This window comes from Pseudomonas sp. TSRC2-2 (assembly GCF_049897785.1).
Lineage (GTDB): Bacteria > Pseudomonadota > Gammaproteobacteria > Pseudomonadales > Pseudomonadaceae > Aquipseudomonas.
This window is the reverse complement of sequence record NZ_JAFCWZ010000005.1, coordinates 361,662-384,097: the sequence shown is the minus strand read 5'-3', so window position 1 is coordinate 384,097 and position 22,436 is coordinate 361,662. Positions and strand designations below refer to the sequence as shown.

Here is a 22,436-nt window from a genome sequence, read left to right as displayed (position 1 = left end):
TTTAACGGAACAACGGGCGAGACCTGCGGCGTAAGCCGCACGGGGCGACGAAATAGGGGAAGGCGCGATATTGACACTAAATGTCGCGTTACGCCAATAGGCTACGGTTTCAGCGGGATTCGGAGCGCGGACCGAGCATTTCGATTACGCATATTGAAGCCGGATTCAGTACAGCAGCGAGCCTCTTTGTACACTGGCCCCGCCGCGCTTGGCAATCCGGCGCGACGGCATCGGCGCGGCTTTGTTCGCTTTGAGAGCATTGCGCTGCGGATTCGCTTGGTCGGATGTTCAGGCTGAAACATTTGCTAAAGCAAAGTGCTGGGTTATAAATAAGTTTCGAGCGACGCAGGAAGCCTCCGCATGGAATCGAAAGAACAACTGTTAATGGAACTGCTGGGCCACACGGCTCGCTCTCTGACTCATCTCACCGCGTCGGTCACCTCGATGTCTTTCGAGTTGCTGCGCAGTGACGACGAAGTGGTCAAATCCGCTGGCCGGCACATGATCGATCGCATGGCTACCATCAGCGCCGGGCTTGATGAGCACTGGCGATTGATCGGCGAACTCACCGGCGTGCACGTCGCCCACGAGCAGATCGAAACCATCCAGGAAATCCAGCTGGCTGCACCGCCGCAGTTGCCGCCGAACTGATCGCGGCGATTTATCGGCTGCCCTGATAACCGTCGATTCACAAGACGAACGTCGCTGGCGCCGCCTCTGCGCACGGGCCATAGTTTTGTTCCCGCGGGCGTAATTGCCTGCTCCCGAACAAGACAGAGACTGGCCATGACCAAGACTCTCCATCACCGCGCGTGCCACCTGTGCGAAGCCATCTGCGGCCTGACCATCGAAACCACAGAAACCGATGGCAACGTTGCGATCACCTCGATCAAGGGTGATGCCCTGGACACCTTCAGCCGCGGCCATATCTGCCCGAAAGCCGTAGCCCTGCAAGATATTCAGAACGATCCCGACCGCCTGCGCCAGCCAATGCGCCGGGTCGGCAGCGAGTGGCTGCCGATCGAATGGGACGAGGCGTTTGCGCTGGTGGCCGAGAAGTTGGCGGCGATTCAGGAACGTCACGGGCAGAACGCAGTGGCGGTCTATCAAGGCAACCCGAGCGTGCACAACTACGGGCTGATGACTCACAGCAATTACTTCCTGGGTTTGTTGAAAACGCGCAATCGCTACTCGGCAACGTCGGTCGATCAACTGCCGCATCACCTCAGCAGCTATCTGATGTACGGCCACGGCTTGCTATTGCCGATTCCGGACATCGATCACACCGATTTCATGCTGATCCTCGGCGCCAACCCGCTGGCTTCCAACGGCAGCATCATGACCGTGCCGGACGTTGAGAAGCGCCTGAAAGCGATTCAGGCGCGCGGCGGTAAAGTTGTGGTGGTCGATCCGCGCCGCAGCGAAACCGCAGCGATAGCCGACCAGCACGTCTTCGTTCGCCCGGGTGGCGATGCGGCGTTACTGTTCGGCATGCTCAATACGCTGTTCAGCGAAGGCCTGACCCGCGACAACCATTTGCCGGTCGATGGCCTTGATGAGGTGCGCAACGCCGTGGCGTCGTTCACCGCCGAAGCCATGAGTCCATTGTGCGCGGTGCCTGCCGAACAGATCCGCCAACTGGCGCGCGATTTCGCCGCTGCGCCAAGTGCAGTCTGCTACGGGCGCATGGGCGTTTCGACGCAGGCGTTCGGCACCTTGTGCCACTGGGTCGTGCAACTGATCAATCTGGTCACCGGCAACCTCGATCGCGTTGGCGGTGCGCTGTGCACTGAGCCGGCGGTGGATCTGGTGGCGTCGACCTCGGGCGGGCATTTCAACAAATGGCAGAGCCGGGTTTCCGGGCGGCCGGAATACGGCGGCGAGTTGCCGGTCTCGGCGCTCGCCGAAGAAATGCTCACGGAAGGCGAGGGGCAGATCCGCGCCATGATCACCGTGGCTGGTAACCCGGTGCTTTCGACACCCAATGGCCGGCAGTTGGAACAGGCGCTGGACGGCCTCGACTTCATGCTCAGCATCGACCTGTACATCAACGAAACCACGCGTTATGCCGATCTGATCCTGCCGTCGACATCGGCGCTGGAGAACGATCACTACGACACCACTTTCAACCTGTTCGCCGTGCGCAACGTCACCCGCTTCAACCGCGCGATTCTCGCCAAGCCCGAGGGCGCTTTGCATGACTGGGAGATTTTCGTCGGGCTGGCCAAGGCGTTCGCCGAGAAGACCGGCAAAGAGCTGAAACCGACCATGCCGCCGGCGAAGATGATCGATATGGGGCTGCGCATGGGCCGCTACGGTGAGGCGTCTGAGCACAGGTTGTCGCTGGCGACGCTGTTCGATCATCCGCACGGCATTGATCTGGGGGCGCTGCAGCCGAATCTGGCGTCACGTCTGAAAACGCCGAATCAGCGCATACAGGCCGCACCGCCGGAGATTCTCGCTGACCTGGCGCGCTTTGCCGCATTGCAAGCGCCGGCTGCCGATGAACTGCTGATGATCGGCCGCCGCCATGTGCGCAGCAACAATTCCTGGATGCACAATTTTCATCGACTGGTGAAAGGCAAGCCGCGGCATCAATTGCTGATGCACCCGGATGACCTGGCCAGTCGTGGGCTGGCCGATGGGCAACGGGTTCGGGTGAGTTCGCGGGTCGGGCAGATCGAAGTGGAAGTACTCGCCAGTCTCGACATGATGAAAGGCGTGGTCAGTCTGCCCCACGGTTGGGGCCATGCGCGCCCGGGCGTGCAGATGGCGATCGCCAGCGGCCAGCCGGGGTCGAGCGCCAACGACCTGACCGATGAATGTCAGCTCGACGAACTGTCGGGCAACGCGGCGTTGAACGGAGTGCCGGTGACAGTGGCGGCAGCTTGAGCAGGTCTGTCGGGGAGACCGAGCGTGGCGCTCGGGATTCCGTTACAATGCGCCACCGTGCCGACCTCTGAGTCGGAAAGTTCAGCCGAGGTGCTCCATGGATATCATCGAAACGATTAAAGAGCAGATTGCCAACAACACCATTCTGCTTTACATGAAAGGCTCGCCGAATGCCCCGCAGTGCGGCTTCTCCGCAAAAGCTGCGCAAGCCGTGATGGCCTGTGGCGAAAAGTTCGCGTACGTGGACATCCTGCAGAACCCGGAAATCCGCGCCAACCTGCCGAAGTACGCCAACTGGCCGACTTTCCCGCAGCTTTGGGTCGGCGGTGAGCTGGTCGGCGGCAGCGACATCATGACCGAGATGGCTGCAGACGGTTCGCTGCAAAGCACCATCAAGGCAGCTGTCGAAGCGGCTGCGGCGAACAAGTCCGAAGCCTGATCAGGCTTTATGTGGGAGCGGGCTTGCTCGCGAATGCGGTGTATCAGTCAACGTCAACTTTTCTGATATACCGCTTTCGCGAGCAAGCCCGCTCCCACAGGATCTGCATCCGATCCGGAACTTGCCAAACAAAAAGCCCCGCACCTCGAAAGAGGGCGGGGCTTTTTAGTGACTTGCGAGTGTCAGATCACTCTTCGCCCATCTGCGACTGCAGATAGTTTTCCAGGCCGATCTTGTCGATCAGGCCGAGCTGGGTTTCCAGCCAGTCGATATGTTCTTCTTCCGACTCGAGAATGTCTTCGAGCAGTTCACGGCTGCCGAAGTCGCCAACGGTTTCGCAATGGGCGATGGCGGCTTTCAGGTCGGCGTGGCCAGTCTTTTCGATGCGCAGGTCGCATTCGAGCATTTCGCGGGTGTGTTCGCCGATGTGCAGCTTGCCCAGGTCCTGCACGTTCGGCAGGCCTTCAAGGAACAGAATGCGCTTGATCAGCTTGTCCGCGTGTTTCATCTCGTCGATGGATTCTTTGTATTCGTGCTTGCCGAGCTTGTTCAGACCCCAATCTTCATACATGCGCGCATGCAGAAAGTACTGATTGATCGCGACCAGCTCATTGGCAAGGATCTTGTTGAGATGCTGGATGACTGTAATGTCGCCTTTCATGATCGGAGTCCTGCCCTGTATTAACCGTATATAGGCGGAGTTTGAGCTTGGTGTTTATAAGTGTCAAACCTAAGTTATTGAATAATAAATGAAAATTAATCGGAATAAGAATGTTTGTGTTCCGCGTCTGGACGCTAAGCAATTGATTTTCAGGCATAAAAAACCGGACATCAAGTCCGGTTCTTTGAAATGAGGGTGTTTACGCAGCAGTAAATTCTACCGGGTAGGGGATGGCTGCCTGGGCGGTTTGCAGCTTGGTCAGGGTTTCGCGCACCACTTCCTTGGCAAGGCAGGCGCATTTGCCACACTGGCTGGCGACGCCGGTGGCTTGGCGAACTTCTTTGTAGCTGCAGCATCCTTCATAGATCGCTTCGCGGATCTGTCCGTCGGTGACGCCGGTGCAGAGGCAAACATACATAAGTAATAACCGTCGCTGGTTGTGACTCAATTGCGATGGATCTTAATGTTAACGAGAATGATTGTCAAAGTGCTTTCGGAACGCTTCGCAACCTATTTGCCTGCGACTGACGAACGGTATTTTTCGCGCACTCGCCTGACCCAATGAATACGCAGCGGATACCCGAACAGGGAAAATCCGTTACGGACAGGCCAAACACCCGGTGTATGATGGTCGTCCCTTGCGAAGAGGGTTCGTGTCACAGGGCTGTCGCCTGAGGGTGGCAGGCTGGCCCGGAGCCTGAACTTCAAGTCTTTACACCAGGAGATATCAATGAGCGTACTCGTAGGCAAACAAGCCCCAGACTTCACCGTCCCGGCCGTACTCGGCAATGGCGAGATCGTTGACAGCTTCACCCTGTCCTCGGCCATCAAAGGCAAATACGGCCTGGTGTTTTTCTACCCACTGGACTTCACCTTCGTCTGCCCGTCCGAGCTGATCGCTCTGGACAACCGCATGGCCGACTTCAAGGCACGCAACGTTGAAGTGATCGCTGTGTCGATCGACTCGCACTTCACCCACAACGCCTGGCGCAATACCCCGGTCAACAATGGCGGCATCGGTCAGGTGAAATACACCATGGCTGCCGACATGAAGCACGACATCGCCAAGGCCTACGACGTTGAATCCGAAGGCGGCGTGGCTTTCCGTGGCGCATTCCTGATCGACGACAAAGGCGTGGTTCGCTCGCAGATCATCAACGACCTGCCGCTGGGCCGTAACATGGAAGAGCTGATCCGTCTGGTCGACGCGCTGCAGTTCCACGAAGAGCACGGCGAAGTCTGCCCGGCCAACTGGAAAAAAGGCGACAAAGGCATGAACGCTTCGCCAGAAGGCGTTGCGGCTTACCTGACCGAGAACGCTGCTGCCCTGTAAGGCGCAACGTCGAGGTAAAAAAAACCGGCCCATGTGGCCGGTTTTTTCATGCGCGGGATTTGATTGACGAGGATCAGTCGTCGAAGTCATCCCAACCGCCCATTTGCTTCCAGCGATTGACGATGCCGCAGAACAGCTCAGCGGTCTTTTCGGTGTCGTAACGCGCCGAGTGCGCTTCACGACCGTCGAAATCGATGCCAGCGGCCTGGCAGGCTTTGGCCAGCACGGTTTGACCGTACGCCAGACCCGCCAGCGTCGCGGTGTCAAAACTGGAGAACGGGTGGAACGGGTTGCGCTTCATGTCCAGCCGCGCAACTGCTGCGTTGAGGAAGCCCAGGTCGAAGCTGCTGTTATGCCCGACCAGAATCGCCCGTTTGCAGCCGTTGGCCTTCAGCGCCTTGCGGATGCCACGGAAGATGTCGGTCAGCGCGGTTTCTTCGCTGACGGCCATACGCAGCGGGTGATCGAGCTTGATCCCGGTGAACTCCAGCGCTGCCGCTTCAACGTTCGCACCTTCGAATGGCTCGACGCGGAAGAAGTAGGTGTGATCCGGGTAGACGAAACCCTTTTCATCCATGGCGATGGTGGTCGCGGCAATCTCCAGCAAGGCGTCGGTGGCCGCGTTGAAGCCACCGGTTTCTACGTCGACGACAACCGGCAGGTAGCCGCGAAAACGTGCTGCCATCGGGTGACGGGAACCGCCGCCGCCATTTTGACCGTCCAGCTCGTCGTCGAAATGCTCTTCACTCACGCGTGTTCCTCCAGCAGGCGCCAGCGCAGTTTTTCACCGGCGCGCAGCGGGATAACGGTCAGCTCGCCGAAAGGCAGGCTGGTCGGGGCGGTCCATTCTTCACGAACCAGGGTGATGCGATCGGTGTTCGTCGGCAGGCCGTAGAAGCGCGGGCCGTTGAGGCTGGCGAAGGCTTCGAGCTTGTCCAAAGCGTTACGCTGTTCGAACGCTTCTGCGTACATCTCGATGGCGGCGTAGGCGGTGTAGCAACCGGCGCAACCGCAGGCGGCTTCCTTCGCGTGCTGGGCGTGGGGCGCCGAATCGGTACCGAGGAAGAATTTGGCGCTGCCGCTGGTGGCCGCGTCGAGCAAGGCTTCCTGGTGCGTATTGCGCTTGAGAATTGGCAGGCAGTAGAAATGCGGCCGAATCCCGCCCACCAGCATGTGGTTGCGGTTGTACAGCAGGTGATGCGCGGTGATGGTCGCGCCAACGTTGGCCGAAGCCTCGTTGACGAACTGCACGGCGTCGCCGGTGGTGATGTGTTCGAACACCACTTTCAGCGTCGGGAAACGCTCGACCACGCGGCGCATGTGTTCATCGATGAAGATCTTTTCGCGGTCGAACACATCGACGTCGCCACGGGTGACTTCACCGTGGATCAACAGCGGCATGCCGACGTCGGCCATGGCTTCGAGCGCCGGGAAGATCTTGTCGATGCTGGTCACGCCGGAATCGGAGTTGGTGGTCGCGCCGGCCGGGTAAAGCTTGGCGGCATAGACGAAACCGCTGGCCTTGGCCTGCCGAATTTCTTCCGGTTGGGTGCGGTCGGTGAGGTACAGCACCATCAACGGTTCGAACTGACTGCCGGCCGGGCGGGCAGCGAGAATCCGCTGACGATAGCCGTCGGCTTCAGCGGCGTTGCGCACCGGCGGTACCAGGTTCGGCATGATGATCGCGCGCCCGAAGGTGCGGGCCACATCGGCAACGGTATTGGTCAACACGGCACCATCGCGAAGATGAATGTGCCAGTCGTCGGGACGCAGCAGGGTCAGGCGGTCGGACATGAGGGGCTTCCAGGCGGGTCAAACTGAGGCGAATGCTACCGGAAAAGACTCTTGCAGGCACCCGCTATCAAGTTTTGCCACAAGCGTCCGATATCCCGAAGGTATGCCGTAAACATTGTGTGAATCGGTGTTTGTGTTTCACAAGCCAATGGAGCCTCCCGTGCGCCAGCGTTATTTAGCCCTGCTCAGTGTGTTTGCCAGCCTTCCTGCGATGGCGCTGACTTACCAGACTCGTCTGGAGAACATTGAGTGGACGGTCGCCGGCGACCAGTTCGAGTGCCGTCTGACCCAGCCGATCACCGATTTCGGTTCGGGTGAGTTCGTGCGCAAGGCCGGTGAGCAGGCGATCTTTCGTCTGAATGCGTACAACGCCATGCTCGGCGGCGGTTCGGCGACGTTGTTGGCGGCGGCTGCACCGTGGCAGCCGGGGCGTGGCGACATCAATCTGGGCTCTGTGCGCCTGGGCAGTGGCAACGTCTTGTTCAACAGCTCGCAGTCGCAGGCAGGTGGCTTGATCAGCGGTCTGCTGGACGGCCGCAGTCCGGTGGTACGCCGTGCATCTGGCGATGGCCGAGTCTCCGAAGTGCGTTTGTTGCCGGTGAAATTCAGCAAGGCGTTCAACGACTATCAAGGCTGTGTGGCGAAGTTGCTGCCGCAGAATTTCGACCAGATCAAGCAGTCGCAGATCGGCTTCCCCGGCGAAGGCGTCGATCTGGACCCGGCCGCCAAGGCGAAACTGCAAGTGATGCTCGACTACATGAAGGCTGACCCGACGGTGAACCACATCGACCTCGACGGCCACTCGGACAACAGCGGCAATCGCCTGACCAACCGTGAACTGTCGCGCCGCCGGGCGCTGGCGGTGATCGACTTCTTCAAGGCCAATGGCATTCAGGAGTCGCAGATTACCGTGCGTTTCCATGGCGAGCAGTATCCAATCGTGCCCAACACCAGCAAGGCCAACCGCGCAAAGAACCGTCGGGTCAACGTGAAACTGGCGCGCGTGGCACCAACCACGGCGCCGGCTCCGGCACCGCAAGCGAGTACGCCGGCCACCGCTGCAGCGACTTCCTGACTCGCCGGTCATCGTCGCGCTCTCGACAGATTCTGTCGCTTTGTCGTCTTAAGCTGTCGCGCCTCTGTAAATTATCGCGTTTGAGCGGTAGACTCCCCGGCTTTCCGTAGAACCCCGTGGAGTGATGGCATGGCGGACGTAAACAAGGTCGTTCTGGCGTATTCCGGCGGCCTGGACACTTCGGTGATCCTCAAATGGCTGCAGGATACTTATAACTGTGAAGTGGTGACCTTCACCGCCGATCTCGGTCAAGGCGAAGAGGTCGAGCCGGCCCGCGCCAAGGCTCAGGCCATGGGCGTCAAAGAAATCTACATCGACGATCTGCGCGAAGAGTTCGTGCGTGATTTCGTGTTCCCGATGTTCCGCGCCAACACCGTTTACGAAGGCGAGTACCTGCTGGGTACGTCGATCGCCCGTCCGCTGATCGCCAAACGCCTGATCGAAATCGCCAACGAAACCGGCGCCGATGCCATTTCCCACGGCGCCACCGGCAAGGGTAACGACCAGGTGCGTTTCGAACTGGGCGCCTACGCGCTCAAGCCTGGTGTGAAAGTCATTGCCCCTTGGCGCGAGTGGGACTTGCTGTCGCGCGAGAAGCTGATGGACTACGCCGAGAAGCACGCGATCCCGATCGAACGCCACGGCAAGAAGAAATCCCCGTACTCGATGGACGCCAACCTGCTGCACATCTCCTATGAAGGCGGTGTGCTGGAAGACACCTGGACCGAGCACGAAGAGGACATGTGGCGCTGGACCGTCTCCCCGGAGAAAGCGCCTGATACCCCGCAATACCTGGAACTGACTTACCGCAACGGCGACATCGTCGCGCTGGACGGCGTCGAAATGACCCCGGCCACTGTTCTGGCGACGCTGAACAAGATCGGCGGCGAGCACGGCATTGGTCGTCTCGACATCGTTGAAAACCGCTATGTCGGCATGAAGTCCCGTGGCTGCTACGAAACCCCGGGCGGCACGATCATGCTGCGCGCGCACCGCGCCATCGAATCGATCACCCTGGACCGCGAAGTCGCTCACTTGAAAGACGAGCTGATGCCGAAATACGCCAGCCTGATCTACACCGGCTACTGGTGGAGCCCTGAGCGTCTGATGCTGCAACAGATGATCGACGCCTCGCAGGTCAACGTGAACGGTGTGGTGCGTCTCAAGCTGTACAAGGGCAACGTCATCGTCACCGGCCGCAAGTCCGATGACTCGCTGTTCGATGCCAACATCGCGACCTTCGAAGAAGACGGCGGCGCTTACAACCAGGCGGACGCGGCGGGCTTCATCAAGCTCAACGCGCTGCGCATGCGCATTGCTGCCAACAAGGGCCGCAAGTTTTTCTGAGCGACTTAGATCGACGCGTAATAAAAAAGGCGGCCTTGTTCAGGGCCGCCTTTTTTTTGGAATTTTCATCTGGTTCATCAAGCCGTTTCTCTTGTCTGCCCGTTTGCGGGATGCGCCTTGCCTGTCAGCTGGTTCGCCCCAACAGAGTCACTGTCTGCGTGCACAGGTTGTAAACGACACACAGTGTTGCACCCGAGTTTTTCTTCGCCTGTTTGATTTGTTGCACTGCAGTATGCGCCAAAGCGTCCGAAACGTGATTCGACAGGAAAACCAGCACTCGCGGATTTTTTTTACCAGCGTTGCGGAGCGTGTCGAGAATCGCATCGAACTCCCGAGAAGCGTCTACGCCTCTGGCATCGATGATGTTCAGTTCACTTATCAGCGGTGACAGTCTGATCGTCTGGACCACCGGGTTGGCTTGGCCGTCTATACCGAGTGGTGGGTCAGGCGCGTTGTGAATCCTGCATGTACGCTGGAATCCGCCGCCCGCAGTGTTGCTGGAAACCACGCAGCTGGTTATTTCGAAAGTGCACGGGCCATCGGTTTTGCGCACCGGTTTTCGTTCGCTGTCACGTTCCGTATGTTCAGCCGCTTTGAGGAAATTCTTGTCCTTGCCGAAATCCGAGGGCGAGTAGAGTGAGCGGTGATTGAAGTTGAGCGTGATAAAAAAAAGAAATAACAAGTAAAACGGAAAGCTGATCAGAAACCAGACATAAATCGCTCGATCCTCGTTGTCGAGAAACGGCAGCGAGACTGCTGCCGAAGTTTCCGAAAGAATGGCGAATATCGCAATAACTGTCATTGGGTTGGTAATTTTTTGCTTTATCCTAAGCATGTTATAAATTCCTTTTTATGTATGTGGGGTCGAGTTCTATATATAGCAAAAGCCTTCGTTAAAGTTTCAGCCTGTTGTTTCAAGTTTTATAGGAGGATTGCTGACGAGTCGAATTTGCAGTAGTGGTGGATCGTTACGTCATATGTCGGATCGGTCGCCAGACGAAAACAGTTGTGAAAGTTGCGAATGGCTGAACGTGAATGCAGCGCTGCGTAGGAACCGTGCGCAGTAAACGGCGGGCTAGGTGCGGTCTTGAAGGACAGGGGGCGGTTACGGTGGTGTGAAGGTGTCTATTTGTGGGAATTATCCTCAATGCATGTAGGGAATGTCTCTCGATGCAAGCGCGTGGAAAAGTTGTTATGCGTTCGAGCAAGTGAGTGGGATATCGTGCGTGTTCTAAAAATTCGAACAGCGAAAACTGGACTTGCCCATGAATAAAGTGCTGATCGTGGATGACCACCCCGTCATTCGACTTGCGGTACGTATGCTGATGGAACGGCATGGTTACGAAGTCATTGCAGAAACGGATAATGGCGTTGATGCGCTACAAATTGCTCGCGAACAAATGCCCGATCTTGTCATTCTGGATATTGGGATACCGAAACTCGATGGGCTGGAAGTTATTGCGCGCCTGACTTCCATCGCCATGCCAGTGAAAGTGCTGGTCCTGACTTCCCAGGCTCCCGGACATTTTTCAATGCGATGCATGCAATCGGGTGCAGCCGGTTATGTGTGCAAGCAGCAGGACCTGACCGAGTTGCTGAGTGCGATCAAGGCCGTTCTATCCGGTTACAGCTATTTCCCCAATCAGGCTCTGCATACCGTGCGAACCAGTCTGGGCAATGCGAGTGAGGCGGACATGGTCGATCGTCTGTCCGGGCGGGAGATGATGGTGTTGCAGCAGTTGGCGCGCGGCAAGACCAACAAGGAGATCGCCGACGGCATGTTTTTAAGCAACAAGACGGTGAGTACTTACAAGACTCGCTTGTTGTTGAAGCTCAATGCGCGATCTCTGGTCGATCTGATCGAACTGGCGCAACGCAATGGTCTGGTCTGAACGATTCGACAGCTGAGAACGTCATGGGCCGATCAAGCTCAGTTGTCGCAGAAAATAAAAAGCCTCCGGTTCGGGAGGCCTTCAGGTATCACAGATCAAAATCGTAATCGGCCAATTGCCGTTGCAGTCGGCGCTCCTCAAGCAGGTTGTCGATTGTGCGACGCTTGCTGAGGTTGGTCTTGGCCACTTCAACCACCGGTTCGACCTCATCGGCCTCGACGGCAATAAAATCTTCTTCTACATCCAGTTGCTCTTTGTCGGTACTCATGAAGTCAACTCCCGGCTAAGGCTGCCTTTGGCGCTCCTTATATCGACATTAGTGCGGCGGGTAAAAAAGATTTTTTCAATCGGTGCATGCAAAAAACTGATGACGGCTCAATCGTCGGAAGTTTTATGTTTGTATTCGCACAAATCTTCGATGCGGCAGCTGCCGCAGCGCGGTTTGCGCGCCAGACATACGTAACGCCCGTGCAGAATCAACCAATGGTGCGAGTCGAGCAGGAATTCTTTCGGTACAAACTTCATCAACTTCATTTCAACTTCCACCACATTTTTCCCCGGCGCGATGCCGGTGCGGTTGCTGACGCGGAAGATGTGCGTGTCGACCGCCATGGTCAATTGACGGAACGCGGTGTTGAGCACCACATTGGCGGTCTTGCGCCCGACGCCGGGCAAGGCTTCCAGTTCTTCACGGGTTTGCGGGACTTCGCCGCCATGGCGTTCAACCAGCAAACGGCAGGTTTCGATGACGTTCTTTGCCTTGCTGTTGTAGAGGCCGATCGTCTTGATGTACTCCGACAGCCCTTCGACACCCAGCGCATGGATAGCGGCGGGGGTATTGGCGACGGGGAAAAGCCTGGCGGTGGCCTTGTTCACGCCGACATCGGTGGACTGCGCCGAAAGAATCACCGCAATCAGCAGCTCGAACGGCGAAGAGTAGGCCAGTTCGGTTTTCGGCTCGGGATTGTCTTCGTGCAGTCGGCGAAATATCTCAAGACGTTTTGCAGCATTCATGGGCGATGCGTTTCCTTGATGACAGAGTTGCGGCGTGTCCACGCCTGACCAGCGGCGAGAAGCAGACCCAGTAATACAAAAGCGCCGGGGACCAGGGTAATCAGATGCAGCCCCTCGTCAAATAAAACCAGGCCTTGCCATTGCGTCGAAAAACCTCGGCCAAGGGTGCCATGACCGATGATCTCCCGCAGCCCGCCGATCAACACCATAAGCGTGCCGAACATGGCGCAGCGTTTGAAGCTGGCCGTGACGGGCTTGCGGAAGAAGCCGTGGTATTCAAGCACGACGCAGTGCAAGGCGATCAGCCCTATATAAAGCTCAGACGTCTGCTGCCACGGCAAGAGCCAGCGTTGCGCCAGGAGGTCTGCACAACTGGTCAACGTTGCGGCGAGTATCACGCTGGTCAGCAAAGCGCTTGTATCCGCCAGGCGATCGCGTAACGGCGCCATGCACACGGCAAACAAGCCAATTACCACGCTGAGCATCAAGGTCATCCCCAGCGCAGCGTTTAACGTTTGTGTGGCGCCCAGAAGTGGCACCAGCAGCAAAAAATTCGCTGCACGCGTCATGTCCCAGCTCCCAGCAACAGCGCACGATGCTCATCGAAATAACGCAGTGCATCATGGATTGCATTGACGGCGGCACGGGAGGTAATGGTCGCACCGGCGATTTGATCGAATTGCCCTTGATCCTTTTTCAGCGCCCAACCCGCGTCCGTCGGTTCGCTGCGCGATTGACCGGTGAAACTGCGCAGCCAGGCATTCGGCCAATCGCCAATGTCACCGCCCAGCCCCGGCGTTTCGCGTTGCTCAAGGGTTTTGACACCGAGGAGTTTGCCGTTGACATCAATGGCGATCAGCAGCTCGAGCATACCCGCATAACCTACGCTGCGACTGCGCAACAGCACGGCCACGGTTTGCCCGGACCGCATGGCGCGATAGCCGCCCGCCAGCGTGCTGTGGCGCAAGGTTGAGTCGACGAGCGTCAGTGGTTGCTCCAGTGGCTGGTTGTCGTAGTACCCGGCAGCAAGCACATCGAGCAGTTTGCGGCTGTCGAGCAAACGCAGCTCGGCGGCAATCTGCGGCGCGCTGTTGAGCTGCAGCAGGTAAGTTGCGCTCGCCCCGCCCAGCGTCAGGAGCAGCACCGTCACCACACTCGCCGAGCGGTTCATGTGCTCACCGGCGGCTGGCGGCTGGCCGCGAAGCGTTCCAGCGTCGGCACCAGAAGATTCATCAGCAATACCGCAAACGCGACGCCGTCCGGGTAACCACCCCAAGTGCGAATCAGATAAGTCAGCAGGCCAACGCCGACCCCGAACAGCAGGCGAGCGAGGGCGCTTCTCGCGCCTGATATCGGTTCGGTGACGATAAAAAACGCACCGAGCATTGTGGCGCCGCTGAACAGATGAAACAGCGGCGAGCCATGGGAATCCGAGCCCGAGCCGTTCCAGCACAACAAGCTGATGACGAACAGACTGACGAGCATGCCCACCGGCGCGTGCCAGGAAAAGACTCGCCGCTGCACCAGCAGCAGGCCGCCGAGCAGAAACGCCAGATTCACCCATTCCACACCGCGCCCGCCGAAACGACCGAAGGCCGGGTTACTGACAAACAGCTCATCCATGGTCAGGCTTTTGTTGAGGCGCAGGCTGTCCAGCGCCGTGGCCTGCACCCAGGCGTCCGGTGCTTGAGCTGGATTGAAAACCTGTTGCAGCGCGCGAATAAAATCAAGGCCGTGACCTGGCCAATGGGTCATCGCTTGCGGGAACAGCGCGATACTCAAGGCGAAGCCAAGCATTGCCGGGTTGAAGGGGTTTTTGCCGACGCCGCCATACAGGTGCTTGCCGAACAACAAGCCCGAAGCGGTCGCGATAACCGTCAGCCACCATGGGCAATAAGTCGGCAGCGCAACGGCCAGCAACATCGCACTGACCAGCGCACTGCCATCGCGCAAGGCCGATTGCACGGCTTGGCGCCGCAGACTGGCGACGCTCGCCTCGACGAGCAAAGCGCTGATAACCGCCAGCAGCAGATTGATCACAACCCCCCAGCCATAAAGCCAGAACATCGCGAGCAGCCCCGGCAGTGCAGCGAGCAGCACGGTATTCATCGCCTGTCGCAGGCGATCATCCGCTGCCTCAAGGGGCGGCATGGTCTTGCACCCGACGCTCGGCGTCAGCCACGGCTTGCTCCAGTGTTGCGATCTGCTGCGGCGCTACTTCCGCTGCCTGGGCTTTTTTCAGCTCGGCGCGGCGCATGGCCAGTTGAATCTTGGCTCGCTTGAGTTCGGCGTCGTTGCTCGGGGCAGGGACGACGGGAACCGACGGTTGGCGACTTTCCAGGATCGCCAACGCTTGCTCGGCAGTTTCGAAGTGTTGCTGCAGGACGATCAATTGCGACTGTTGCTCGAACGTCGGCGGATGACCGAAGGCTTTCAGCGATTTGTGCAACTGAGCCCGACTCATCGCTACATCGACCTTGGCCTTCTTCAGCGCCGCATCAGCGCTCGCGGCTTTTTGCGCACGCACCCGCTCAAGTGCAGCCTGCACCGGGTCAGCGGTCGAAACCTGCGGCTGTGCCGCACGTGCGGCTCGCTCGTCACGTTCAGCCTGCTTTTGCTGTTCTTCGCGCAGCAAGCGCTGGTTGCGCCGCTCGAAACGCTGGCGCGCGTGGTCACGCTTTTCGGCGCGGGCGCGCTGCTCTTCAAGATCGAACGCAAGGCCGCCAACCACAGCAATCGTGTTCGCAGGCAAAGGATGCATTTCGATGCAGTCGACCGGGCAAGGCGCCACGCACAGATCACAACCGGTGCATTCTTCGATCAGCACGGTGTGCATGAGTTTTGCCGCGCCGACAATGGCATCGACCGGGCAGGCCTGAATGCACTTGGTGCAGCCGATGCATTCAGCCTCGCGGATGAACGCGATTTGCGGCGGTGCCGGGCCACGGCTGATGTCCAGTTCCAGCACCGGTATTTTCAACAACTCGGCCAGGGTTGCGATGGTTTCCTCGCCGCCCGGCGGGCACTTGTTGATCGGCTCGCCGTCAACGATGCCTTGTGCATACGGTTTGCACCCGGGATGGCCGCATTTGCCGCATTGGGTCTGCGGTAAAAGGGCATCGATGCGTTGAATCAGACTCATGTTTTGATCAATCCACTGAATCCGAGAAATATCACTGCGATCAGTCCGGCGCTGATCAGATCGATCGGCAGGCCGCGAAAGGGCAGGGGAATATCGTCATCGGCCGTGCGCTCGCGCAGATCGCTGAACAGGCTGAGCACCAGCCAGAAACCCAGCCCGGCGCCGAGGCTCAGCGCCGTCGCGTGCAGCAGGCCCTGATCGTTTTGCGCGTTGATCAGCGCCAGTCCGAGTACGCCAGCGTTGCCGAGCAAGAGCGGCCATAATCCATTGAACGGCCAATCCGGCAGCCCGCGCGCCAGCAGTTTCAGCAGCGGCGTCATCAACAACACGCTCAACGGCAGAAACACGAACAGGCGCAGCGACTCAAGCTGCAATGGCAGCAGTATCCAGTGCCAGATCGCGTGCCCGATGATGCCGACCAACCCCATCAGGCACAACGTCGCCAATCCAAGCGCATGCACTTGCCGACGACTTCCCGCCAACAGCGGATCGACGCCCAGCGGCCAGTGCAACACGAAGTTGGTAAGCAGCGCAGCACTGATCAGCGTTAACACGAGTTCGGTCATGGTTCTGCCAGCGAAACGGGCGGGTATCTTTTAAGGTTAGGCACTGTCGGGCCAGATATGAAAAATCCCACCGGCATGCAAAGCACGTCGGTGGGATCGTTTTACGGCAACGTCTTACTTGATGCGCTGACCCGGCTTGGCGCCGCTGTCCGGGCTCAGCAAGTAAATCTCTTCACCGCCGGGACCTGCCGCCATCACCATGCCTTCGGAGATACCGAACTTCATTTTCCGTGGCTTGAGGTTGGCGATCATCATGGTCAGGCGACCGTCGAGTTTGGACGGGTCCGGATACGCGCTCTTGATCCCGGAGAACACGTTGCGTTGCTCGTCACCGATGTCGAGGGTCAGGCGCAGCAGCTTGTCCGCGCCCTCGACGTGCTCAGCCTTGACGATCAGCGCCACGCGCAGGTCGATGGCGGCGAACGCGTCGAAATCGATTTCCGGCGACAGCGGATCCTTGGCCAGTTCGCCATTACCCGCAGGTGCGTCAGCGCCGGTGTCGGTCTGGCTGGCGGTCAGGTCTTCCCTGGAGGCGTCGGTCATGGCTTGCACTTTTACCGGGTCGATGCGGGTCATCAACGGTTTGAACTCATTCAACTGATGGTTGGCCAGCAGCGTGGTGTGATCGTTCCAGGTCAGCGGTGCGACGTTGAGGAACGCCTCCGCATCGGCGGCCAGCAACGGCAGCACCGGTTTGAGGAAGATCACCAACTGGCGGAACAGGTTGATGCCGGTGGCGCAGATCGCCTGGACTTCATCCTGCTTGCCTTCCTGCTTGTTCAGCGACCACGGTGCCTTGTCGGCAATCCACGCGTTGGCGCGGTCGGCCAGGGCCATGGTTTCACGCATGGCACGGGCGAAGTCGCGGGCCTCATAAGCGTCGGCAATGCTCGGTGCAGCGGCGAGGAAGGCCTCGGTCAGCTCCGGCGCGGCATTGTGGTCGACCAGCAGACCACCGTTGCCCTTGTGGATGAAACCGGCGCAACGGCTGGCGATGTTGACCACTTTGCCGACCAGGTCGGAGTTGACCTTCTGCACGAAGTCTTCGAGGTTCAGGTCGAGGTCGTCGACGCCACGGCCAAGCTTGGCCGCGTAGTAGTAGCGCAGGTATTCCGGCGACAGGTGATCCAGGTACGTGCGGGCCTTGATGAACGTGCCGCGCGACTTGGACATTTTCTGGCCGTTGACGGTCAGGTAGCCGTGCACGTTGATCGCGGTCGGCTTGCGGAAACCCGCGCCTTCGAGCATCGCTGGCCAGAACAGCGCGTGGAAATTGACGATGTCCTTGCCGATGAAGTGATACAGCTCGGCAGTCGAATCCTTGCCCCAGAACGCGTCGAATTCCAGCGCAGGCGTGCGGTTGCAGAGGTTCTTGAAGCTGGCCATGTAGCCGATCGGCGCATCCAGCCACACGTAGAAATATTTGCCCGGCTCGCCCGGAATCTCGAAGCCGAAATACGGTGCATCGCGGGAGATGTCCCACTGTTGCAGGCCGGCATCGAGCCATTCGGCGATCTTGTTGGCCACGGCGTCCTGCAGCGCGCCACTGCGGGTCCAGGCCTGCAGCATGTCCTGGAAGTCCGGCAGCTTGAAGAAGAAGTGCTGGGAATCCTTGAGCACCGGGGTGGCGCCGGAGATCGCCGATTTCGGATCCTTCAGGTCGGTCGGTGCGTAGGTCGCGCCGCATTTTTCGCAGTTGTCGCCGTACTGGTCTTCGGTGCCGCATTTCGGGCAGGTGCCCTTGATGAAGCGGTCGGCCAGGAACATTTTCTTTTCCGGGTCGAAATACTGGGTGATCGAGCGCTGGGCGATGTGCCCGGCGTCACGCAGCTTGAGGTAGATCTGGCTCGACAGCTCACGGTTTTCTTCGGCGTGAGTGGAGTGGAAATTGTCGAAATCGACCAGGAAGTCGGCAAAGTCGGCGCTGTGTTCAGCCTGCACATTGGCGATCAGTTGTTCCGGGGTGATGCCTTCCTTTTCTGCGCGCAGCATGATCGCCGAACCGTGGGCGTCGTCGGCGCAGACATAGATGCATTGGTTGCCGCGATGCTTCTGGAAGCGCACCCACATATCGGTCTGGATGTATTCCAGCATGTGGCCAAGGTGGATCGAACCGTTGGCGTAGGGCAGGGCGCTGGTGACGAGGATCTTGCGTGGCTCGGACATGTAGGGCTTCGCTACTTGATGAAACGGAGGTCGGCCACTATAAAGCGCCGGACAAGATATTTCACCCCTGCAAATCGTTGCCGGGCATGCCGTCCGGAGGATAGAAGGGGTAGGATAGCCGCCATCTTTTCCCAGTCTTGTTATCGGAGTTGCCCATGAGCGCCGTCACTCGCGCAGCGGTGGAAGCCGTCCTCAGCCAATACACCGACCCTTACCTGAACCAGGACCCGGTCAGCGCCGGTTGCGTGAAAAACATCGAGATCATCGGTGACCGCGTCAATGTGCAGCTGGAAATCGGTTACGCCGCCGGACTGTTCAAGAGCGGTTGGGCGCAATTGCTGCAACTGGCCATCGAAAACATCGACGGCGTGGTCATCGCTCGCGTCGAGGTCAACAGCGTGATCGCCGCGCATAAGGCCCAGGCGCAGATTCCGGGGCTGGCCAACGTCAAGAACGTCGTCGCCGTCGCTTCCGGCAAGGGTGGCGTAGGCAAATCCACCACCGCTGCCAACCTCGCACTGGCGCTGGCGCGTGAAGGCGCCAAGGTGGGGATTCTCGACGCCGATATCTACGGCCCGAGCCAGGGCATCATGTTCGGCATCCCCGAGCGCACCCGGCCGGAGGTCAGGGACCAGAAATGGTTTGTGCCGCTCAAGGCTCACGGTGTGGAAGTCATGTCGATGGCTTTTCTGACCGACGACAACACGCCGATGGTCTGGCGCGGGCCGATGGTCTCCGGGGCGTTGCTGCAACTGGTTACGCAGACCGCATGGGGCGATCTGGATTATCTGGTCATCGACATGCCACCAGGCACCGGCGACATTCAACTGACCCTGGCACAGAAAGTCCCGGTGGCGGGCGCGGTGATCGTCACCACGCCGCAGGATCTGGCGCTGCTCGACGCACGCAAAGGCGTGGAAATGTTCCGCAAGGTCAACATTCCGGTGTTGGGCGTGGTGGAAAACATGGCCGTGCACATCTGCTCGAACTGCGGGCATGCCGAGCATCTGTTCGGTGAGGGCGGTGGCGAGAAGCTTGCCACCCAGTACGGCGTCGAACTGCTGGCCTCGCTGCCGCTGTCGATGCTGATCCGCGAACAGGCCGATGGCGGCAAGCCGACGGTGATCGCCGAGCCGGACAGCCAGATCGCCATGGTTTACCAGGAACTGGCCCGCCACGTCGGCGCGCGGATCGTGCTGCAGGAAGCGGCTACGCCGGCGATGCCGAATATCACCATCAGCGACGATTGATCAGCGTCGCCTGCAAAAAGATCGCAGCCTCGCTTCGCTCGTCAGCTCCTACACATTTGCCGTAGAAGCTGACGAGCGGAGCGAGGCTGCGATCTTTTGACTTTGCTTTAGATTCGCAACCCGCCATCCATCTCCAGAATCCGCCCGGTGTAGTAGTCGTTTTCGAAGATGTACGCCGCCGAATGGGCGATCTCTTGCGGTTTGCCCATGCGCTTGAGCGGGATGCCCGAGGTCATTTTCTCCAGCGCTTCGGGTTTCATGCCCAGGGTCATTTCGGTTTCGATGAAGCCCGGCGCGATGCCGGCCACGCGAATGCCGTAACGCGCCAGCTCCTTGGCCCAGGTCACGGTCGCTGCGGCGACACCGGCCTTGGCCGCGGAATAGTTGGTCTGGCCGACGTTGCCGGCGCGGGAGATCGACGAGATGTTGATAATCGCGCCGCTGTTCTTCAACTCGACCATTTTCGCCGCCACCTCACGAGTGCACAGGAAGACGCCGGTCAGGTTCACATCGATGACTGCCTGCCACTGGGCCAGGCTCATTTTGCTCATTTCGCCGTCCTTGACCTTCAGCAACAGGCCGTCACGCAGAATCCCGGCGTTGTTGATCAGACCGTGAATCGCGCCAAAGTCAGCGGCAACCTGGGCGACCATGTGCTCGACCTGCTCTTCATTGGCGACGTTGCAAAGATAGCTGCGCGCCTCGACGCCCCTGGCTTTGCACGCGGCGACGGCGTCGTCGAGCTTTTCCTGATTCAGATCGACCAGCGCGAGCTTCGCACCTTTGCCGGCGAAGTACTCGGCCATGGAGCGGCCCAAACCCTGGCAACCGCCGGTGATAATGATTACTTTGTCGTTGAGTTGCATGTGCGTGCCCCGAGTGCTGGTCTGATGGTTTTTATTCTTGGCGGCTCCCGTTCCGCCCCGGCCATGGCTGGGTCGCGCAGAAGCATTGCCCGATGGCGTGGCCGACCTGTTGTCGTGCGCCTGTCCGTTTTTTCGACGGATTCTATTCAAGGAGTCATAAATTGAGCGTTGAAGTGGCGAAGAATGCCCGAGAATTGCTTCTCAAGGAATACCGTGGAGTGCTCTCGACCCACTCCAAATCGATGCCCGGTTTCCCGTTCGGCTCCGTGGTTCCCTATTGCCTGGATGAGCAGGGCCGGCCGCTGATCCTCATCAGCCGTATCGCCCAGCACACCCACAACCTGCAAAAAGACCCGAAGTGCTCGATGCTGGTCGGCGAGCGCGAGGCCGACGATGTACAGGCGGTCGGGCGTCTGACGTATCTGGCCGAGGCGCAAAAGCTTGAAGACCCGACCGCCATCGAGTCAGCCGCCGAGCGTTACTACCGCTATTTCCCCGACTCGCAGAATTATCACCAGGCCCACGATTTCGATTTTTGGGTACTCAATCCGGTGCGCCACCGCTACATCGGCGGGTTCGGCGCGATTCACTGGATCGACGATCTGACCCTCGCCAACCCGTTCGCCGGCAAGGCCGAAATCAGCATGGTCGAGCACATGAACAGCGATCACGCCAAGGCCATCGCCCATTACGTCGAGCTCGCCGGGCTGCCAGGCAATGTGCCGGCACAACTGGCCGGGGTCGACAGCGAAGGGATGCATTTACGCATCGGTCAGGCGTTGTACTGGCTAGGCTTCCCAAGCCCTTGCAATACGCCGACACACGTGCGCGAAGCCTTGGTTTCATTGGCTCACGCCGAGGTCTGGCCAAAAAAAGCGGATTCTTAAGGTTGAATTCACGCAAGGGCGACGTCATCTAAGGCTTACTGCAAGGCATTTCTTGCGTTGAGGACATTTTGATGCGCCCTTTTCTGTTGCTCTTTCTGCTGTTTCCAGTGCTGGAGCTGTTCGTATTCGTCAAAGTGGCAGGGGCGATCGGGTTCTTCCCGGCCCTGCTGCTGATCATTCTCGGCTCGATGTTCGGCGTGTTCGTGCTGCGCGTCGCCGGCCTGGCCACGGCACTGCGTGCCCGGGAAAGCCTGAACCGCGGCGAATTGCCCGCGCAAACCATGCTCGAAGGCCTGATGCTGGCGTTGGCCGGTGGCCTGTTGATCATTCCCGGGTTCATCAGTGACGTCGTCGGTCTGGTGATGCTGTTGCCGGTCACCCGGCGTCTGCTGGCGAACAAGATGCGCCAGCGCGCCGAAGACCAGGCCATGCGCCAGCGCGCCTTCGCTGACGACCTGCAACCCCGTGGCGGGCCGGCGCCGCGCGAGCCGCTGGGCCGTGAGCCCAATGTGATCGAAGGCGAGTTCGAACACCGCGACCACAAGTAACATCAGCCTCGACACGGCACCTTCGGGTGCCGTGCTCGTTTATGGCTGTTATTCACCGTGCCTGGATGAAAAATTTTTTCGGCCAGCCCTTGTAATCGGCTTGTACGCCCCTATGTATCGGTCACCGAAAGGTTTCCGGTATTCCACCGGACAGACTTGCGCGGTTCGCTCGACGAGCCGCACCCGGCACAGGCCGGATTTGTTAAACCCGCCGGGACTACACCGGCCGATGAAAACCACAATTAGGAGAGATCGACAATGAAGCTTCGTCCTCTGCATGACCGCGTCGTCATCCGTCGCAGCGAAGAAGAAAAGAAAACCGCTGGCGGTATCGTCCTGCCAGGTTCGGCTGCTGAAAAAGCCAACCACGGTGTGATTCTCGCTGTAGGCCCGGGCAAAGCTCTGGAAAACGGTGAAGTGCGTGCACTGTCCGTGAAGGAAGGCGACAAGGTTGTGTTCGGTCCTTACTCCGGCAGCAACACTGTGAAAGTCGATGGCGAAGACCTGCTGGTAATGAGCGAGAACGAAATTCTCGCGGTTATCGAAGGCTGATAAATCCCGTTC

General features: G+C 59.1%; 25 protein-coding genes. 11 read left to right on the top strand and 14 right to left on the bottom strand.

Annotation, left to right across the window (positions count from 1 at the left end; translation table 11 throughout):
- Nucleotides 1-360 precede the first annotated feature (360 nt).
- The 3 genes from ACP7D9_RS12865 (at nucleotide 361) to grxD (ending at nucleotide 3,331) form a co-directional block, all read left to right on the top strand.
- The gene (locus ACP7D9_RS12865) at nucleotides 361-651 is read left to right on the top strand and encodes a hypothetical protein (protein ID WP_016773401.1); all 291 of its coding nucleotides are present in this window, start codon (nucleotides 361-363) and stop codon (nucleotides 649-651) included.
- A gap of 135 nt (nucleotides 652-786) precedes the next feature.
- Entirely contained in the window at nucleotides 787-2,892 is a 2,106-nt protein-coding gene (locus ACP7D9_RS12860) for a molybdopterin oxidoreductase family protein (RefSeq protein ID WP_426157790.1), read from the top strand.
- Between the two features lie 97 nt (nucleotides 2,893-2,989).
- On the top strand, nucleotides 2,990-3,331 hold the full coding sequence (grxD, locus tag ACP7D9_RS12855) for a Grx4 family monothiol glutaredoxin (protein WP_016773402.1): 342 nt from the start codon (nucleotides 2,990-2,992) through the stop codon (nucleotides 3,329-3,331).
- Between the two features lie 187 nt (nucleotides 3,332-3,518).
- Here grxD and bfr read toward each other — a convergent pair whose 3' ends face one another.
- On the bottom strand, nucleotides 3,519-3,992 hold the full coding sequence (bfr, locus tag ACP7D9_RS12850; RefSeq protein ID WP_042607368.1) for a bacterioferritin: 474 nt from the start codon (nucleotides 3,990-3,992) through the stop codon (nucleotides 3,519-3,521).
- A 199-nt stretch (nucleotides 3,993-4,191) separates the two neighbouring features.
- On the bottom strand, nucleotides 4,192-4,410 hold the full coding sequence (locus ACP7D9_RS12845) for a bacterioferritin-associated ferredoxin (RefSeq protein WP_003227725.1): 219 nt from the start codon (nucleotides 4,408-4,410) through the stop codon (nucleotides 4,192-4,194).
- Between the two features lie 312 nt (nucleotides 4,411-4,722).
- Here ACP7D9_RS12845 and ACP7D9_RS12840 point away from each other — a divergent pair, with 312 nt between their 5' ends.
- Nucleotides 4,723-5,325: a peroxiredoxin gene (locus tag ACP7D9_RS12840; RefSeq protein WP_003227723.1), complete on the top strand. Its 603-nt coding sequence runs from the start codon at nucleotides 4,723-4,725 to the stop codon at nucleotides 5,323-5,325.
- A gap of 73 nt (nucleotides 5,326-5,398) precedes the next feature.
- Here ACP7D9_RS12840 and rnt read toward each other — a convergent pair whose 3' ends face one another.
- Both rnt and pyrC read right to left on the bottom strand, forming a co-directional pair.
- The gene (gene rnt, locus ACP7D9_RS12835) at nucleotides 5,399-6,076 is read right to left on the bottom strand and encodes a ribonuclease T (protein WP_426157786.1); all 678 of its coding nucleotides are present in this window, start codon (nucleotides 6,074-6,076) and stop codon (nucleotides 5,399-5,401) included.
- Nucleotides 6,073-7,119: a dihydroorotase gene (pyrC, locus tag ACP7D9_RS12830; protein ID WP_090285858.1), complete on the bottom strand. Its 1,047-nt coding sequence runs from the start codon at nucleotides 7,117-7,119 to the stop codon at nucleotides 6,073-6,075. The genes rnt and pyrC overlap by 4 nt, the downstream gene beginning before the upstream one ends.
- Nucleotides 7,120-7,279: 160 nt before the next feature.
- Here pyrC and ACP7D9_RS12825 point away from each other — a divergent pair, with 160 nt between their 5' ends.
- Nucleotides 7,280-8,194 carry a flagellar protein MotY gene (locus ACP7D9_RS12825; protein WP_426157784.1) on the top strand — a complete coding sequence of 305 codons (915 nt, stop codon included), beginning with the start codon at nucleotides 7,280-7,282 and terminating at the stop codon, nucleotides 8,192-8,194.
- Between the two features lie 129 nt (nucleotides 8,195-8,323).
- Nucleotides 8,324-9,541: an argininosuccinate synthase gene (locus tag ACP7D9_RS12820; RefSeq protein WP_426157782.1), complete on the top strand. Its 1,218-nt coding sequence runs from the start codon at nucleotides 8,324-8,326 to the stop codon at nucleotides 9,539-9,541.
- A gap of 124 nt (nucleotides 9,542-9,665) precedes the next feature.
- Here ACP7D9_RS12820 and ACP7D9_RS12815 read toward each other — a convergent pair whose 3' ends face one another.
- Nucleotides 9,666-10,376: a hypothetical protein gene (locus tag ACP7D9_RS12815; RefSeq protein WP_426157780.1), complete on the bottom strand. Its 711-nt coding sequence runs from the start codon at nucleotides 10,374-10,376 to the stop codon at nucleotides 9,666-9,668.
- Nucleotides 10,377-10,806: 430 nt separating this feature from the next.
- On the opposite strand from ACP7D9_RS12815, the gene ACP7D9_RS12810 reads away from it, so the two are divergent.
- Nucleotides 10,807-11,433 (top strand): response regulator transcription factor, encoded by a 627-nt coding sequence (locus ACP7D9_RS12810; protein WP_101162163.1) that lies wholly within the window; start codon nucleotides 10,807-10,809, stop codon nucleotides 11,431-11,433.
- A gap of 88 nt (nucleotides 11,434-11,521) precedes the next feature.
- On the opposite strand, the gene ACP7D9_RS12805 is transcribed toward ACP7D9_RS12810, so the two are convergent.
- From ACP7D9_RS12805 to metG, 8 genes are all read right to left on the bottom strand, one after another.
- Nucleotides 11,522-11,701 carry a PA3496 family putative envelope integrity protein gene (locus ACP7D9_RS12805; protein ID WP_016773409.1) on the bottom strand — a complete coding sequence of 60 codons (180 nt, stop codon included), beginning with the start codon at nucleotides 11,699-11,701 and terminating at the stop codon, nucleotides 11,522-11,524.
- 107 nt (nucleotides 11,702-11,808) lie between these two features.
- The gene (nth, locus tag ACP7D9_RS12800; protein ID WP_039758344.1) at nucleotides 11,809-12,447 is read right to left on the bottom strand and encodes an endonuclease III; all 639 of its coding nucleotides are present in this window, start codon (nucleotides 12,445-12,447) and stop codon (nucleotides 11,809-11,811) included.
- Nucleotides 12,444-13,016 (bottom strand): Rnf-Nqr domain containing protein, encoded by a 573-nt coding sequence (locus ACP7D9_RS12795; RefSeq protein ID WP_426157777.1) that lies wholly within the window; start codon nucleotides 13,014-13,016, stop codon nucleotides 12,444-12,446. Before ACP7D9_RS12795 ends, nth begins: the two co-directional genes overlap by 4 nt.
- On the bottom strand, nucleotides 13,013-13,618 hold the full coding sequence (locus tag ACP7D9_RS12790; protein WP_426157775.1) for an RnfABCDGE type electron transport complex subunit G: 606 nt from the start codon (nucleotides 13,616-13,618) through the stop codon (nucleotides 13,013-13,015). The genes ACP7D9_RS12795 and ACP7D9_RS12790 overlap by 4 nt, the downstream gene beginning before the upstream one ends.
- A complete protein-coding gene (locus ACP7D9_RS12785; protein WP_426157773.1) occupies nucleotides 13,615-14,598 on the bottom strand; it encodes an RnfABCDGE type electron transport complex subunit D in 984 nt (327 codons plus the stop codon). The genes ACP7D9_RS12790 and ACP7D9_RS12785 overlap by 4 nt, the downstream gene beginning before the upstream one ends.
- Nucleotides 14,585-15,589, bottom strand: a complete 1,005-nt coding sequence (gene rsxB, locus ACP7D9_RS12780) for an electron transport complex subunit RsxB (RefSeq protein WP_426157771.1) — start codon at nucleotides 15,587-15,589, stop codon at nucleotides 14,585-14,587. The genes ACP7D9_RS12785 and rsxB overlap by 14 nt, the downstream gene beginning before the upstream one ends.
- The gene (locus ACP7D9_RS12775) at nucleotides 15,586-16,155 is read right to left on the bottom strand and encodes an Rnf-Nqr domain containing protein (protein WP_426157769.1); all 570 of its coding nucleotides are present in this window, start codon (nucleotides 16,153-16,155) and stop codon (nucleotides 15,586-15,588) included. Before ACP7D9_RS12775 ends, rsxB begins: the two co-directional genes overlap by 4 nt.
- Before the next feature lie 114 nt (nucleotides 16,156-16,269).
- Nucleotides 16,270-18,321, bottom strand: coding sequence for a methionine--tRNA ligase (metG, locus tag ACP7D9_RS12770; protein WP_426157767.1), 2,052 nt, complete (start codon nucleotides 18,319-18,321; stop codon nucleotides 16,270-16,272).
- Between the two features lie 155 nt (nucleotides 18,322-18,476).
- On the opposite strand from metG, the gene apbC reads away from it, so the two are divergent.
- Nucleotides 18,477-19,571, top strand: a complete 1,095-nt coding sequence (gene apbC / locus ACP7D9_RS12765) for an iron-sulfur cluster carrier protein ApbC (protein WP_101162177.1) — start codon at nucleotides 18,477-18,479, stop codon at nucleotides 19,569-19,571.
- A gap of 107 nt (nucleotides 19,572-19,678) precedes the next feature.
- On the opposite strand, the gene ACP7D9_RS12760 is transcribed toward apbC, so the two are convergent.
- The gene (locus ACP7D9_RS12760; RefSeq protein WP_101162189.1) at nucleotides 19,679-20,437 is read right to left on the bottom strand and encodes an SDR family oxidoreductase; all 759 of its coding nucleotides are present in this window, start codon (nucleotides 20,435-20,437) and stop codon (nucleotides 19,679-19,681) included.
- Nucleotides 20,438-20,598: 161 nt separating this feature from the next.
- Between ACP7D9_RS12760 and ACP7D9_RS12755 the strand changes: the two genes are divergently transcribed.
- From ACP7D9_RS12755 to ACP7D9_RS12745, 3 genes are all read left to right on the top strand, one after another.
- Nucleotides 20,599-21,324 (top strand): HugZ family protein, encoded by a 726-nt coding sequence (locus ACP7D9_RS12755; protein ID WP_426157764.1) that lies wholly within the window; start codon nucleotides 20,599-20,601, stop codon nucleotides 21,322-21,324.
- A gap of 71 nt (nucleotides 21,325-21,395) precedes the next feature.
- Nucleotides 21,396-21,872: an FxsA family protein gene (locus ACP7D9_RS12750; RefSeq protein ID WP_101162193.1), complete on the top strand. Its 477-nt coding sequence runs from the start codon at nucleotides 21,396-21,398 to the stop codon at nucleotides 21,870-21,872.
- Between the two features lie 258 nt (nucleotides 21,873-22,130).
- Nucleotides 22,131-22,424, top strand: a complete 294-nt coding sequence (locus ACP7D9_RS12745; RefSeq protein WP_007916610.1) for a co-chaperone GroES — start codon at nucleotides 22,131-22,133, stop codon at nucleotides 22,422-22,424.
- Nucleotides 22,425-22,436 lie beyond the last annotated feature (12 nt).